The sequence below is a fragment of the Niallia endozanthoxylica genome (assembly GCF_008710145.1).
GTDB lineage: Bacteria > Bacillota > Bacilli > Bacillales > Cytobacillaceae > Bacillus_BD > Bacillus_BD endozanthoxylica.
Genome location: NZ_VYKL01000014.1, coordinates 47605 through 63527, shown reverse-complemented (window position 1 = coordinate 63527; position 15923 = coordinate 47605). Strand labels below are relative to the sequence as shown.

12 protein-coding genes are annotated in these 15923 nt (G+C 38.5%); 9 read left to right on the top strand and 3 right to left on the bottom strand.

Annotated features, from left to right (window positions below; genetic code table 11):
- Positions 1–11 precede the first annotated feature (11 nt).
- The 7 genes from F4V44_RS06685 (at position 12) to F4V44_RS06655 (ending at position 8545) form a co-directional block, all read left to right on the top strand.
- Positions 12–560 (top strand): 2,4'-dihydroxyacetophenone dioxygenase family protein, encoded by a 549-nt coding sequence (locus F4V44_RS06685; protein WP_223881822.1) that lies wholly within the window; start codon positions 12–14, stop codon positions 558–560.
- Positions 561–1016: 456 nt separating this feature from the next.
- A complete protein-coding gene (locus F4V44_RS06680) occupies positions 1017–2075 on the top strand; it encodes an amidohydrolase family protein (RefSeq protein ID WP_150439226.1) in 1059 nt (352 codons plus the stop codon).
- 70 nt (positions 2076–2145) lie between these two features.
- Entirely contained in the window at positions 2146–3213 is a 1068-nt protein-coding gene (locus F4V44_RS06675; protein WP_150439225.1) for a TAXI family TRAP transporter solute-binding subunit, read from the top strand.
- A 191-nt stretch (positions 3214–3404) separates the two neighbouring features.
- Entirely contained in the window at positions 3405–5102 is a 1698-nt protein-coding gene (locus F4V44_RS06670) for an AMP-binding protein (protein WP_191090598.1), read from the top strand.
- A gap of 72 nt (positions 5103–5174) precedes the next feature.
- Positions 5175–7109, top strand: coding sequence for a TRAP transporter permease (locus F4V44_RS06665; RefSeq protein WP_150439223.1), 1935 nt, complete (start codon positions 5175–5177; stop codon positions 7107–7109).
- A 167-nt stretch (positions 7110–7276) separates the two neighbouring features.
- Complete coding sequence (locus tag F4V44_RS06660) at positions 7277–8065, top strand: IclR family transcriptional regulator (protein ID WP_150439222.1); 789 nt, start codon at positions 7277–7279, stop codon at positions 8063–8065.
- Positions 8066–8134: 69 nt separating this feature from the next.
- Positions 8135–8545, top strand: coding sequence for an acyl-CoA thioesterase (locus F4V44_RS06655; RefSeq protein WP_191090597.1), 411 nt, complete (start codon positions 8135–8137; stop codon positions 8543–8545).
- 186 nt (positions 8546–8731) lie between these two features.
- Here the strand turns inward: F4V44_RS06655 and ahpC are convergent, their stop codons facing one another.
- The 3 genes from ahpC to F4V44_RS06640 all read right to left on the bottom strand — a co-directional run bounded on the left by ahpC (position 8732) and on the right by F4V44_RS06640 (position 12246).
- Positions 8732–9295, bottom strand: coding sequence for an alkyl hydroperoxide reductase subunit C (gene ahpC, locus F4V44_RS06650; protein ID WP_150439221.1), 564 nt, complete (start codon positions 9293–9295; stop codon positions 8732–8734).
- Positions 9296–9532: 237 nt separating this feature from the next.
- Positions 9533–11062, bottom strand: coding sequence for an alkyl hydroperoxide reductase subunit F (gene ahpF, locus F4V44_RS06645; RefSeq protein ID WP_150439220.1), 1530 nt, complete (start codon positions 11060–11062; stop codon positions 9533–9535).
- A gap of 467 nt (positions 11063–11529) precedes the next feature.
- Positions 11530–12246 (bottom strand): FadR/GntR family transcriptional regulator, encoded by a 717-nt coding sequence (locus tag F4V44_RS06640; protein WP_150439219.1) that lies wholly within the window; start codon positions 12244–12246, stop codon positions 11530–11532.
- A 377-nt stretch (positions 12247–12623) separates the two neighbouring features.
- Here F4V44_RS06640 and F4V44_RS06635 point away from each other — a divergent pair, with 377 nt between their 5' ends.
- Positions 12624–13796 (top strand): M24 family metallopeptidase, encoded by a 1173-nt coding sequence (locus F4V44_RS06635; RefSeq protein ID WP_223881821.1) that lies wholly within the window; start codon positions 12624–12626, stop codon positions 13794–13796.
- Positions 13789–15915: a hydantoinase/oxoprolinase family protein gene (locus F4V44_RS06630; RefSeq protein WP_150439218.1), complete on the top strand. Its 2127-nt coding sequence runs from the start codon at positions 13789–13791 to the stop codon at positions 15913–15915. Before F4V44_RS06635 ends, F4V44_RS06630 begins: the two co-directional genes overlap by 8 nt.
- Positions 15916–15923 lie beyond the last annotated feature (8 nt).

Here is a 15923-nt window from a genome sequence, read left to right as displayed (position 1 = left end):
AGGAGGAATAAATGATGACAGAAACAACAAATAATGTAAAAAGAATGACGGCTCCAGGGAGCGCTTATAAAATTGTCAATGTCCCCGAACTTTATGCAGATGAGATTCAGCGCTATGGTGTTGAAGGTAAATTCGTATCGGACGAGGATAGCCCATGGGTGCCGTTCGGAGATAATGCTGCCATTAAACACCTTGCCTTCGATGTTCGCAACAACACTTTCAGTAATATTCTATGGATCAAATCACCTGGTGTAATTGGTACACACAAGCACAGGGGTACGGTGGTAATGCTTTGTCTGGAAGGAAGCGTCCGCTACCTCGAATACGACTGGGTGGCAGGGCCTGGGGGATTTATTTATGAAACACCTGGCCAGACACATACTCTTGTGACAGATCACCCAGATGGTGTAAAGCTGTTTGGCTGGCTGAATGGAGCGATTGAGTTTTACGACGAGGATGCCAATTTCCTTGAAACGTGTGATGTCTGGTGGTACATCAATCACTATGAAAGCTACTGTCGTGAACATGGAATTCCAATTAATAAGGAGCTTTATATCTAATAGGAATCTTTAAAATGCTTCTTTTTGACATAGCGTAACATAGTATAGGTGAGAAAAATAAAGCAGAAGCTGGTTAATGATAAAACCCAGCTTCTTTTTGTGTGACGGGCAGTTGTATATTTGCAGTAACACTGCAAATATACAACCGGAAGTTCTTAATGTTTAATACTGATGTACATAAATTATTTAAGTTATCAAAAAATATAAAATATTTTGACAATAATATGAAAGTTTGATAGATTTATATCATGAATAATGTGAACAATCAATTCACATTGTGAACAAAATTTTATAACTAGTAATTTAATAATTCATTTAAAATCGATGGGAGGTTCGTAGCCGCAAATAAGTGCAAATATTCAATGAAAGAAGTAAATGCCAATAACAGGAAATAATTTGAAGCAGTGATGAACAAAAATGTAAAAAAATGAATTCATCATTTAGGAGGGAATCTTATTGAAAGCCGGAAGATTTGTAATGGATACACATGTACATGCACAAAGATTTGCTGCAGGGAAAAAACTGAAGGACATGACGGCCAAAAAGCCGGTCACAAATAAGTGGAATAATTTATCGGAAGCCATAAGGGAGATTGTTCCTTATGCGAATACAGACAGACTCTTCTATGATATGGAATGCTATGGAGTCGATATGTGTGCCCTCCTACCTGGATTTGGATTTACAAATGCCCTTAATGCCGAGCTGGTGGAAAAATATCCGAATAAATTTGTCGCGTTTGCGGGAATCGATGAGTATAGCAAGTTGGTCATGGAAGGAGAAATTGAGTGGACTATCCAGGGAGTTTGTGACGAGCTGGATAAACATCTTTCTACCGGAAAATTTGTCGGGATTGGTGAACAGCTGCCATACATGCCGCAGCCGTATACACCGGAAAATATTATTAGTCGTGAAACTGCTATCAGAAACATGCTTGCTATTATGGAAGTCTGTCAGCATCATAATGTAGTGGCTCGCTATCACACGGGAGCGCCGATGGGATATACAGTGCCATATTCATACGGCTCCTTAGGTCCGGCTAATTATAACCCATTATGGGCCCATGACTTGGCCAATGCCTTCCCTGATGTACCAATTATCATTGACCATGGCGGCATGCAGGGCTGGTGGTCTGAGAGATTTGTAGAGGAAAGCTTCCACGTAGCAGCGAGCCACGACAATGTATATTTGGAAACCGGGTTATATTGGACAGAGTTATATGAAAAGGCTTTAATTGATCCAAATATCGGACCGGAAAAACTTTTATGGGGTACGGATTGGGGCGCAAGCATGGGCTTCCATTCACAACCCGGCCGATATCCGGAAAGTTATGGCGTTCAAGTTAGAAAAAAAGGTCCGGTCACACATCAAGTGGATTATTGGGGATGGAGCTTGCGTGAATTAACAAGATTGCGGATTTCCCAAGATGATATGAACCTTATTCTGGGAGGCAACGCTGCGCATTTATTCAAAATTGAGATGCCGCATTCAAGAATGTTTAGGCCGAGAGAAATTTAAGTAAACCTTAATAATTGAATGTTTAAAAAGTTACTCTATTAAACTAATAAAATTCTTAAGGAGGTTTTTTATGAAAAGAAAATGGTTGCTCGTCGTTATGATGTGTGTTTTCATGGTTGTTGCATCTGCTTGTAATTCAAGTAGTACATCTTCATCCAAATCAAATGGTGGGGAAAGTAAGGGGGGACAAGGGGATGAAACATATGAAATCGATATTTATACATTCTCAAATGGTTCGTCCACATATCTATTTGGTGTAGCGTTAGCAGAATTAATTAATTCGAACAGCAGTTGGTTAAAAGCGAATGCTCTTGAATCACCTGGAACGTTTCAAAATACCCAACTTGTTATGAGTGATGAAAATAAACGAAAGAATACAATTGGGGTCATGGCAATTGAAGAAGCGGCAGCAGGATTTCCACCTTTCAAAGAGCCGTATGATGGAATAAGAGCACTTGCATCCTTTGGTTTGAACTTCAATGCATTTGTTTCTATCGATCCTGACGTTAAAACATTAAAAGATTTAGAGGGCAAAGTGGTTGGTATTGGAACACCGCCATCAGCCGTACGTGTGGAACTACCAAAACTGGTATTGGAAAAAATGGGTATCAAACCTGCCAAGTATGAAAATTTGGCGATTGGCTCTGATATTCAAGCGTTAAAGGATGGCAAAGTCGATGCCATCTTAAACGGATCATTTGCTACGGACCCAAGCGGTGCCAAGTGGGCATCCAATCCGGCCATGACAGAACTTGGAGCAACTGATAAGATTAACTATTTATCCTTTGATACAAAAGCCATGAAAGAAGCAATTAAAGAATTGGATGAATTAGGAGGAGAACCGCTGGAGATTCCGGCAGGTGCTTTGGGTAAAGATCAAACAGATCCATATGTTGTACAGGCAACCATGGTTGGGTGGTATGCAGATAAGGAACTCCCGGATCGCGTAGCAAAGGAAATCGTGCGCATCATGGCGGAAAATGCAGAATCCTTTAAGGATGTTCATCCAACAGGTGCCTATATTTCTCCGGAAACAATGGCCATGTTGGGCTTAGATAAATCACTAATACATCCTGGAGCATTAGAATATTACGAAGAGAAAAGCATTGATGTGACGAAAAGTCCGTTTATGAAATAACAATTGAACCAATAAGATTTTATGGGGCTGTCCAAAACAAAGTATATAGCATCACGATATCATATCTAGTCTTAAACAAGCACAGTAACTCTCTAGATATAGCCTAATCGTTGGATGCTAGACTTTATGGGCAGCCCTTCTACTTTCTGCATTTTATCTATTATTGCATTATACAGAGGGAGATGGAATACGTGAATATAAATGTAAATGGCGATGTATTGACAGGTGTCACGCCTTATACAGCAGAACAAATTCGAGAGTATAATGAAAAAGGATATTGGTTGAATGAAACGTATGAGGATGTATTAATGAAAGTAGTCCAAAAACAACCAAATAAATTATTCGTCGTCGATCAATTTGCAAGATTGACATACGGACAGTTCAAAGAGAAGGTGAATCGTTGTGCCGCCTTTTATAAAAAAATCGGAATCAAGAAGTATGATCGAATTATCGTTCAATTACCCAACCGCCATGAATTCCTCATTGTACTATTTGCATTGAAAAAAATTGGTGCCATACCCGTACTCGCTGTACCAAGGCAAGATACCTTTGAAATCAATCAAATTATTGATTTAATCGGTGCCATCGGCTGGATCACATCCGATCGGGACGGTACCCATGATTTACTGCCACGTATAAGCGAAGTGCGTTCGAAAAATAAGCAGCTTTCTTTTGTCTTGATGATCGGGGAACAAGACCGATTTCCTCAAGGAACCCATGATGTCATGGCGGCCCTAGAGGAAGTAACGGACCAGGAAGTGGCAACGGTTAAACATGAAAAACCTGATCCCAATGATGTGGCTTTAATTATTTTAACGGGAGGAACAACAGGTGTACCGAAGGCGGTCCCGCGAACACATAACAGCATTTTAGCCAATATTCGTTATATAAGTCATATGCATACCGATCATGATGTGAGTCTATTAACCACTCCAGTTGGGCATGGAATGGCCCATCAAGGTGCCATTGGCTGCACTCTCATGAAGGGTGGCACCTTGGTGATATGCAATTCCCCACGACCAGAAGATATTTTGAAAGCGGTTCATCACGAAAAAGTGACTCGATTAACGCTGGTTCCGACTCAGTTAATCGGAATATTGGAGCATCCGCACCTTGATCAATTTGATTTGAGTTCATTGAAGTATGTGCGGGCTGGCGGTGCTTCCTTGCATTTTGACATATTTATAAAAGCGACAGAATTCTTTCATTCGTTTGGTTGTACAGTAGGAGGATCTGCCTACGGTTCAAGTGAAGGTCCAAGTGCCCATCATTTGACCACACCGACCGGAGAACTCGTAAAATCAATTGGAAAACCGGTGGTAGATGGGGATCATTGGATTGCGCTTGGTGAAAATGAAGAAGTATTGCAGCCGAATGAAATAGGCGAATTGGCCGTGAAGGGGCCTGGCGTCTTTACCGGATATTATAACTCGGAAAAAGAGAATGAGAAGGTCTTTACAAAGGCGGGTTACTATAAAACTGGCGATGTAGGGAAAATTGATGAGAATGGTTTCATTTTTATTACCGGACGTCAAAAGGATATTATTCAACGTGGGGCAGAAGGAATTATCCCAAGTGAAATGGAAGACTTAATTGCCCAGCATTCGGCTGTTGATCAAGTGGCCGTAGTCGCAATGCCTGATCCGTATATGGGAGAAAGAGCATGTGCCTATGTCATTTTACACAAACAAGAAAAGGTCAACGATATTAAGCTGAAGGATATTACCGATTTTTTAAAGGAAAAAGGAGCCGGTGTTCTCCTTTGGCCTGAAAGATTGGAAATCATTGATGAATTTCCATTAACCAATGTAGGGAAGTTGGATAAAAAAGCGTTGCGTAAAAATATTCACCAAAAACTGATTCAAGAAGGTGTTTTGGAAAAAGACTAATGTGCTTGAGCTAAAGCTATTTTGATAGTTTAACAGAGCCTAAAAATAAAAGATGAATGGGAGTGATGATTCTTGTCTCAACTTGAAACTGGAAACAAATGGTATGATCGGATGAATAATAAAATAATTGCAGCTTTAGCTCTGTTGATGGTCGTTATACACATGTACTATTCTCAAGATATGTTTGATTCCTTAACCTATTATAATCTTCATCTTGGCTTTTCTTTACTAATTGTTTTCTTATCAGGCTTTAGTAAAAGTAAGAAAAAGTTAGGAAAATGGATGTTTCCTTTACTGGCCGTATTCTCGCTTTTTGCTGTGTTATATGTTCATTTTTTAAGTGAAGAGCTTCAGATGCGAGGTTGGCTTTTGGAGCCTCTTGATTTAGCAGTAGGTGTGATATTAATTGTCATGTCCTTACTTGCATCCGTCCAAGCTTTTGGAATGTTGGTTCCGAGCCTGATTGTGGTGTTTATGATTTACCCATTTTTCGGGCAATACCTCCCGGAACCATGGACTACGACTGCCTATTCAATTCCTCAAACAATCTCAAATTTATCAGTCGGACTAACCCAGGGAATTTATGGTGTGGCCTTAAAAACCTCGGCGGATTACGTGTTTCTATTTGTCGTTTTTGGTTCCCTTATTGGAGTGACGGGTGTTCAACAATTTTTTTATGAAATATCAAAATTAATTGTTGGCAGAGTTCGTTCCGGTTCTGGTTTATTATCCGTCGTCAATAGCTGCTTTGTTGGTTCTATCACAGGAAGTGCCATTGCCAATGTCACGATTACGGGCGCTTATACTATCCCCTCTATGAAAAAGGAAGGCTACCGTCCGGAACAGGCTGCAGCTATTGAAGCAACAGCCTCAAATGGCGGCCAGATTATGCCGCCAATGATGGGAGTCATTGCATTCGTTATGGCTGGATTCTCCGGAATCCCGTACATTCAAGTAGTTGTGATGGCAATTATTCCAGCTTTATTATATTTTTCATGTGTCGGATTATATACTCATTTTTCCGTAGCCAAAAGAATTGAGTTAGAAGGTGTTAAGATTGATTATAAGCCTGAGCCGGTTGATAAGAAAGCGATTCTTTACCGCTTGCCAGGATTTGTGATTCCGATTGCAATCATGATTTTTATGCTTAGTACTGGGTTCAGTATCATGAATGTTGCCTTTTGGTGTATTATATCTACCATTGTATTGGGTTTTGCTGTTCCAAAAAGCTACAGACCTACTTGGATGAACATCGTTGAAGGCCTTATCGACGGTGCAAAATCCGGAGCGCAAATCGGCGTGATTACAGGGGCTGTTGGAATCTTGTTAACGACTTTTTCTGGAAGCGGTATCGGCGTAAAGCTGTCCATTGGAATCGAGCAATGGAGCGGTGGGTATTTATTTGTAGCGCTGTTGATTCTGTGGGCGGTTTCTATTCTTTTTGGAATGGTTGGAGTAGCGACGGTTGGTTACTTTACGGCAGCGGCCTTTGGTGTTCCGGTTCTAACTAAACTTGGGGTTCCATTTGAAACAGCACATTTCTTCGTCGTTTTTCCAGCGGTCTTTGCATTCATTACTCCGCCTGTTGCCTTGGCGGTTATTGTTGCAGCGAAAATGGCGGGAGCAGATTATATGAAGGCTTCCATCGAGGCTTGCCGGGCTGCATTTTCAGCCTTTTTATTACCGTTTTTAATTGTCTATGCCCCTTCCATTATCTTTAAAATAAGTGTACTTAGCTTTACATTCTGGTTTGAGCTTGCTTTATGTATTATCTTTTTGTTTGGATTGCAATTTGCCTTTGTCGGCTATTTTAAAACCAAAATGGAAATTTGGGAACAAGCGTTGTGGACAATCGGCTGCACGTTCATCCTGTTATTTTTGATTAATAGAATTCCGATTTTATTGGTTCTTGGTATTCTTATGGTTGGATTCGGATTTGTGATACAATGGAAAAAGGGAAAAAATAAACAAATGATTACGAGTGTAGATGCAAGCTTATCAAAGTAATAAAAAAGCTTATAGGAAAAGAATTGAAATGGAGGTGTCATTGTTCATTTGTCTGAATTTAATAAAGAGTTAGGAATCTTTACCTCTATACATTTCTGAAAAATCGCTCAATTCATGAATTGATTGGGGTAAGATGACGAATAAGCAAGAAGGATGAGATATGAAATATGAGAAATATTAACATAAAACCGATTCAATCTGTGGAGAGAGCTATACAAATTTTATGTTGCTTTAAATTTGAAAAAAAAGAGTTAACCATTGAGAATATTATGCTAGAGACAGGGCTGACAAGGGCCACTGTATATCGGTTGCTGTGGACTCTTGAAAAAAACGGGATGATTCAATATGATTCAAAATTGCATTCTTTCCGATTAGGTTATAAGCTTTTAGAATTTGGGAATATTGTTTTTGAAAATTTGGATATCGGCAGAGAAGCAGAAAGTGAAATAAAGACTCTAAATGAAACGATTCACCAGTCTGTTATTTTAGCAGTAAGACAAGAGGATCATTTACAATATATTTTAAGAGTTGACAGTCAAGAAGGATTTCAACCCCATACGCATGTAGGGAGCCGGAAGGTTCTGCATATGGGGGGCATTGGAACTGCCATGATGGCATATTTACCTGTAGAGCAGGCAGCGGGGATCATTGATAAATATCCATTAATACAGCTTACTCCGCATACTTTAACGGATACAAAAAGCTATATCGATAGATTAGCTGAAATCCGATCACAAGGTTATTTTGTTGGCGTAGAAGAAACCTTCGTAGGGTTCACTACGATTGCTGTGCCAATCTTTGATGCAAAAGGGATTGTAACAGCTGGACTGGGAACCATCGTTCGTTCTCATAAACTCGACGATGAAAGTTTGGCAGAGATAATAAATCAATGTAAAAATACGGCCATGAAGATCTCACGCAAATTGGGATTTATAGAAAGTACCGTACTGGAATAGCTGTAGTTTTTTGACATTTGTAAAAAGCATATTTATAGTAACAATATGGGGAAAGAGGGGGGAGAAAATATGATGGAATTTACCTTTACGGTTAATTGGGGAGACACGGATGCAGCGGGAATCGTCTATTATCCTAATTATTACAAATGGATGGATAATGCGACACACCATTTTTTTAATAAAATTGGGCATTCCTGTGTGGATTTATTTGACAAACAACGGGTCGGAATCCCATTATTGGAGACTCATTGTGGATTTTTCTCTCCTTCCTTTTTTGGAAATGAAATTGTGGTCACATCTGGAATTGAGGAAATAAGGAATAAGGTATTCCGGATTCGACATACTTTCCAACGCGGGGAGACCAAGCTGGCAGAAGGCTATCAAGTCCATGCCTGGACAGACTTTTCCAAAGACTTTCCGAAAGCATTCCCGATTCCGGATGAGGTCAGGAGAGCATTGCATGAGCATATGATTGAATAAATTGGAAATTGCTAGGGCAAACTCGGCGATGGGGTGCAATACGACCTATTAAAGGGTGTGACAAAGGTGCTTATTAATAATGAAGATGAAATATCATAACTATAAATAAAGGCACTAATATAGATAAAAAGAGGAAGCTGGCATAATACCAGCTTCCTCTTTTATTTAATAGCAAAAGTATTTCTATTAGATTTTACCTACAAGATCAAGGCTTGGCTTAAGTGTTTCTCCGCCTTCTTGCCATTTAGCTGGGCAAACTTCGCCTGGATTGTTGCGAACGTATTGAGCAGCTTTGATTTTGTTTACAAGTGTGCTTGCGTCACGGCCGATACCGCCAGCGTTGATTTCAACAGCTTGGATAACGCCATCTGGATCGATGATGAAAGTTCCACGATCAGCAACACCATCTTCTTCGATTAGAACATCAAAGTTACGGCTGATTACGTGAGAAGGGTCACCAATCATAGTGTAAGTGATTTTACCGATAGTTTCTGATGTATCATGCCATGCTTTATGAACGAAGTGAGTATCTGTAGAAACAGAATATACTTCAACGCCTAATTGCTTAAGAGTTTCGTATTGGTTTTGTAAATCTTCTAGTTCAGTTGGGCATACGAAAGTAAAGTCTGCTGGGTAGAAGCAAACGATGCTCCATTGACCTTTGAAGTTTTGCTCAGATACTTCAACAAATTCACCGTTTTTGAATGCTTGCGCTTTAAATGGTTGTACTTCTTTTCCAATTAGAGACATAGTAAAAATTCCTCCTAGAAATATGTTTATTATGTAAATAAGTCATAATGACTTATAAACTATATTAATTATTAACTAATTATCATTATCTATAAATATAAATTAATTGTCAAATAAAAAGCTAAAAATCTGTCTAATTTTATAAAAACGTAACGAAATTTACGCAATTCATTCATGATAAAGGGGGAGCCCGGCGGTTGCCGGAATCTCGGTCCCATTATCAATGACAAGTTTTAATTAATTTCTGATGAGATAATCGAAAGCACCTAGGGCTGCTGTTGCACCTGATCCCATTGAAATAATAATTTGTTTATAGGCACTGTTTGTGCAATCCCCAGCAGCAAATACTCCAGGAATATTTGTCGCACCATGGTTATCAATGATAATTTCACCACGTGCAGTTCGCTCCACTGAACCCTCTAACCAATCCGTATTTGGCACAAGACCGATTTGAACAAATACACCTTCTAGTTCGATATGGTGTTCTTCGTTTGTTGCACGATCAATGTAGGAAATGCCGTTAACCGTTTCGTTTCCGTGAATTTCTTTTGTTTGAGCGTTCGTAATAACAGTCACATTTGGCAGACTGTGTAGGCGCTCTTGTAATACGGAATCCGCTTTTAGTTCAGGCAAGAACTCTATTACTGTTACATGTCTTACAATCCCTGCAAGGTCAATCGCAGCTTCAATACCAGAGTTTCCTCCGCCAATAACCGCCACATGTTTGCCTTCAAACAATGGACCATCGCAGTGAGGGCAGTAGGCCACACCTTTGTTTTTGAATTCAGCTTCTCCAGGAACGCCTACGTTTCTCCAACGGGCACCCGTTGAAAGAATCACGGCTTTACTTTTTAGAACCGCACCGTTTTCAAGCTCAATTTCAACTAAATCTTTCTTCTCTAAACGCTTAGCACGCTGAGTATTCATGATATCAACGTTATATTCTTTCACGTGCTCTTCAAGACTTGCTGCTAGCTTAGGACCTTCTGTATATTTTACAGAAATAAAGTTTTCAATTCCTAAAGTGTCCATAATTTGACCGCCAAAGCGTTCAGCGACAATACCTGTGCGAATGCCTTTACGTGCTGCATAGACTGCCGCACTTGCACCAGCAGGTCCGCCTCCGATAACAAGTACATCGAACGGGTCTTTATCAGATAGTTCAGATGCATCTGGGCCAGTTCCCATTTTGGCAAGAATCTCTTCAATGCTCATACGGCCTCCGCCAAATTCTTCCCCATTAAGGAATACAGTTGGAACAGCCATAATGTTTTTGCTTTCTACTTCTTCTTTGAAAGCCGCGCCATCAATCATAGTATGTGTAATATTTGGATTAAGAATACTCATTAAGTTTAGTGCCTGAACCACATCAGGGCAGTTATGGCATGTTAAGCTAATATAAGATTCAAAGTGGTATTCGCCTTCAATCTTTTTAATTTGATCAATGACTTTTTGATCCACTTTAGGCGCTCTGCCGCTTACTTGTAAAAGCGCTAATACTAAGGAAGTAAATTCATGTCCAAGCGGTACGCCGGCAAAAGTAACACCTGTATCTTCGCCAGGGCGGTTCACACTGAAGCTTGGTGTTTTTGGAAGAGTTGTTCTTTCTACCGTAATTTGAGATGACATAGAAGCTAATTCATTCACAAGTTCAAGGGTATTATTTGATACTTCATCGGCACCAGCACTTACTTTTAATACTACAGGACCTTCCATCATTTGAAGGTATTGATTTAATTGAGCTTTGATATCTGCATCAAGTAACATATAAAATTCCTCCTTATATTCCCACAAGAGCTAAGCTTGTATTTTAAGTTTATAATGTAATTGTTTTTTACTTATAGTAGGTTAAACTTAACTTTGATAGTTTACACAGGATCTGTTGTTTTACTTTAGATAATAAAGGTTATGTTTGTTCTTTATTTATAATAATTATTATCTAGTTCTTATTATCAATTAATAGGGTTCGTTTGTCAACACTTATTTATAATAATTTCTTAACAATAGTAATTATAATTAAGGGGACAAATCGTTATTGTAGGATTATCCTATGGAAGATTTATCTATATATATTGTAACAGGGGATTGTAGTAAACCTCAATTTTCAACCACTAGTTTTTATCCTTCATTAAGAAAAAAATAAAACGAGTGAAGGTTCATTGAAGACCTTCACTCGTTTCTGCCTTTTTTTCATAACTATTCGCTGTTAGATGAACAAACGTTTTTTCTTATAATCAGCTCATTAATCGTTTAATTTGTAAATAGGTTCGTGAATAGAGTAAATGTTCCTCCATGGCCTTTTTTGCACGCATTTCGTCCTGGGCTATGATGGCTTCAATAACGTCCGTCATTCCTATTAAAATATATTTTTTATCTTCATCCTGGATATTTGGCGAATGTTTTTGATAGGTCATAATGATTGCATTCATTATGGCCTCGGTTAAAGGATTATAAGTGCATTTTGCTAATAAATAATGAACAGAACTATCAATTTTTAACATTTCTTCCACCGTAAGATTGTCTTGGCGAATCTCTGCAAGACAATTATTTAAAAATATTAAGTCCTTTTCTGTTCTCTTTAATGCAGCTAAACCAGCGGAGGGAATTTCAATTATTTTTCTTAATTCAAATATATCAGGGTGTGTAATGGTTTTTGAATGGAGAGAAAGCAATATTAGTTCATAGATATTATTACTTACATCTTCTGAAAGAAAATCATTGACTATGTATCCTCCTAGTTGACTGTCATAGGGTTTAATCATGCGATTGTCTACTAGATAATTAAAGGCTTCCTTCATAGTGGGTCTGCTTACGCCAAATTCCTTACTTAGACTTAATTGTGATGGGAGCATATCACCCGGTTTAATCTTTCCTTCAATAATCATTTTTTTAATAGAATTAGCAATTTGTTCAGGAATTGATAATAATTCAACATTATTAGTTGACAACATTAAAACATTCACACTCCCATAATTGTTCTATCAATTAAATCTTATGATTCCTGTGTCCACCTGTAAACGATTATGTAAGATTTTCTTACAATAATTAGAAAGTTTACATTTTTATTCTGATATAAACCTTTAGGATGTAAAAATTTATTACAACGGACTAGCCAGGGTGGAAAGTTTTATTACAGCAAAACGGGTTGAATGTTATCTAAATATTTTGTAAATTTAGAATATAACAACGGGGTCACTCATTTGTGGAGCTAACTTAATAGATAAAGTGTATATTTAATCGAATAAGAGAGGTCGAAAAATAAGATAAAATATCTGAATATACAGATTTTTTAAATTATTTAAAATAATATTATTAAAGGGGTGCTCTAATGTCAACAACTAATTCGATTGACATCATTAAAAGTGAAATCATGAACCAACGATGGAAAAAGCTTGAAAATGAAATGGAAACATTGGACTTAGATATCGTTTTAATATATGGAAAAGGAATCATTACTCAATATGGTAATTTATATTATTTTGGCGGGTATTATCCAATTTTAAGACATGGTTTTGTTATCAAAATTAAAGGACAACAGCCTATCGCTTATTACAATACAAGAGCGGACTATTACCTTGCGAAAGAAAAAGGAACAATAAAAGATGTGCGTTTTGTAGGGACGGGCGATGTGATTCAAGCCGAAGATCCATTATTAGTCGAACTTGCCAATGTGATTAATGCCGCCTCGCCTAAAAAAGTGAGCATAGTAGGATTAAAAGAAAATATGAATATCAAACAATATGAGTTTTTAATGAATCATATTAAAGGTGAAATTGTCGATGGGACAGGTATGGTGGCAAAAATCAAAAGTTACAAGTCACCAGAAGAAATGGAAATGGTTAAGAATTCGTTTGTTCTTGCTGAGAAAAGTTATGCTGCTTTTGAGGAAGTCATTCAACCAGGTAAGACCTGTGCAGAAATAGCTGGGGAAATTGAACGAATTGCTAGAGGAAACGGTGCTATTGATACCCTAATTTTTATTGAGGAGGGTCCATTCTTCCTTCGAAAACCAACAAAGAAGGTCATTAGTGAAAATGCACTTGTTACTTGTTACGTAGAATTAATTGATGAAAATGGATATTGGGTTGAAAAAGGCGGTCTAATCGCTGTTGGAAACCTTAGTAATGAAATGAGAGAGCTTGCTGATGCCTGTGTTCAAGCGATGGAGGAAGTGAAAAAGACAATCAAACCAGGTATAACGGTCGGAGAGATAGCCTATGCGATAAATAAACAGATTGCTCATCTTGATGTCAAAATTGGGATTTGGCATGGACATGGTGTTGGTGTGGACCATGATATACCAGTTATTAGTGATAACGGAACAGACGTGATTGAAGAAGGAATGGTGTTAAGTGTACATCCTAACTTTGCAAATGCAAAGGAAGAATTCGGAGCGAGTATCGCGGATGTCTTTATCGTAACAAAAGATGGTGCGGAATCCTTAAGTAAGCTTCCATATATGACTTATTTATCCCAAAAGGAGAGTGAAAGCATTGGATAAATTTACGATTGGAATTGATGTCGGAGGGACTTTTACAGATTTATTATTAATTAATATGAATACAAAAGAACAAATCATTGATAAAACTTCTTCTACACCTGAGGATCCTTCCATTGGAGTAACAAATGGACTTAATAACCTAGCTAATAAATTAGGAATGACCATACAAGAATTATTAGAAAATACAACCCTGATTGTACACGGTACAACCGTTACGACGAATGCCGTATTAACAAGTACTGGTGCGAAAACAGGATTGTTGACGACAAAGGGTTTTCGAGATGTGTTGCAAATGAGAAGAGGAGTGAGAAGCAGGCAGCATCTTTATAATAATAAATATAATGCTCCCGCTCCTTTAGTAACGAGAGATTTAGTCGTAGGCATTGATGAAAGAACAGATGCTGACGGAAAGATTGTGAAAGAAATTGATGAGAAAGAAATCCGTGAAGCCTTGGATTGGTTTAAAGAAGAAGGAGTGGAATCGATCGCGATTTGTTATATGCATTCGTATGCCAATCCTGAAAATGAAATTAAAACAAAACAAATCGTTGAGAAGTATATGCCTGAAGCATATGTCACCGTATCAACGGATGTATCCTCCATTATCCGCCTATATAACCGTGTAAGCACTTCTGCCATGAATGCTTATGTCGGTCCGATTTTAAAAGCTTATATGGATAAATTAATGAGCAAGCTTGAAGCAAAAGGTTTTACAAATGGGGAACTTCTAATTATGCAATCAAATGGAGGAGTAACCAACCCTGTTACCGTATCGAAGCTGCCGGCAACGACCGTTTTATCTGGCCCTGCTGCTGGTCCGGTTTCTGGGAGTGCCTTTGCACAGGCATCTGGATTTAATAAGGCTATTGTCATTGATATGGGGGGGACATCGTTTGAAGCGTCGATAATAGAAAACGGAGAAGTCAATATTCGCAGAGAAGGGGAAATCAATCGAAATCTCATTTCTTTACCAATGGTCTCCATTCATACGATTGGCTCTGGGGGTGGAAGCATTGCCTGGATTGATTCAGGAGGACTGTTGCAGGTAGGGCCTCAAAGTGCAGGCGCCTCTCCAGGTCCGGCGTGTTACGGACGAGGAGGAGAATTGCCAACCTGCTCGGATGCCAACCTGCTATTAGGATATTTAAATCCAGACTTCTTCCTTGGCGGGGGAATGTCCTTGGATAAGGAGTTAGCAAATGAGGCTATCCAAAAGAATATTGCCGAACCACTCCATATGAGTATAGAGGAAGCGGCATTTGGAATCTATCAAATTTCCAATTTGAACATGGCCAACGGAGTGAAAGAAATAACGATTCAAAATGGACAAGATCCGCGAAACTTTCCGCTCGTGGTCGCAGGCGGTGCCGGACCGATACATGCAGCGATGATAGCTAGAGAACTAGATATTACTGAAATTATTATCCCTACTTTCTCTTCTGTCCTTTGTGCAGTGGGAATGCTTGCTTCTCAATTACGACACGATTTTGTAAAAAGCTTCCATAGAAGATGGGAACATGCGAACTTCGCTGATATTATTTCTATCCTTGCCGAGGATAAACAGGAAGGAAAGAAAGCCTTGCTTTCTGAAGGAGTATCTGAGGATAAGCAAATCATAAAAGTGGGCTTAGACCTGCGCTATGTTGGTCAGCATTATGAGGTTGCTATTGAAGTCGATGAGGAGATGATTTTAAACAATCATAAAGAATGGGTAGAAAACGAGTTTCATAAGGAACATGAAAAGTTATATGGTTTTCATTTAAAAGGGCATGATATCGAGATGATCAATATTCGCTTATCGTGTCGAGGAGATTTTGTGGAGTTTTCACCAAGAACCATTGAAAATATGTCTTCTGATGAAAAACTTGCCGTTAAACATTATCGAAAAATGTTTGATCCGGTTCAAAAATCAATGACAGAAGTTCCAGTTTATGATGGTGATTATATGAAGGCTGGTGCCGAAATAACGGGTCCAGCTATTGTAGAATTAACTACAACAACGATTATTGTTCCAAGTGAATTTGAAATGAACTTGGATGAGAATGGAAACTTTATTATGAAAGATACAGGGTCTCAAATGAAGGGTTATAATCTTCTATTTGCTTCCAGCAATAATTAAGGAGGGAA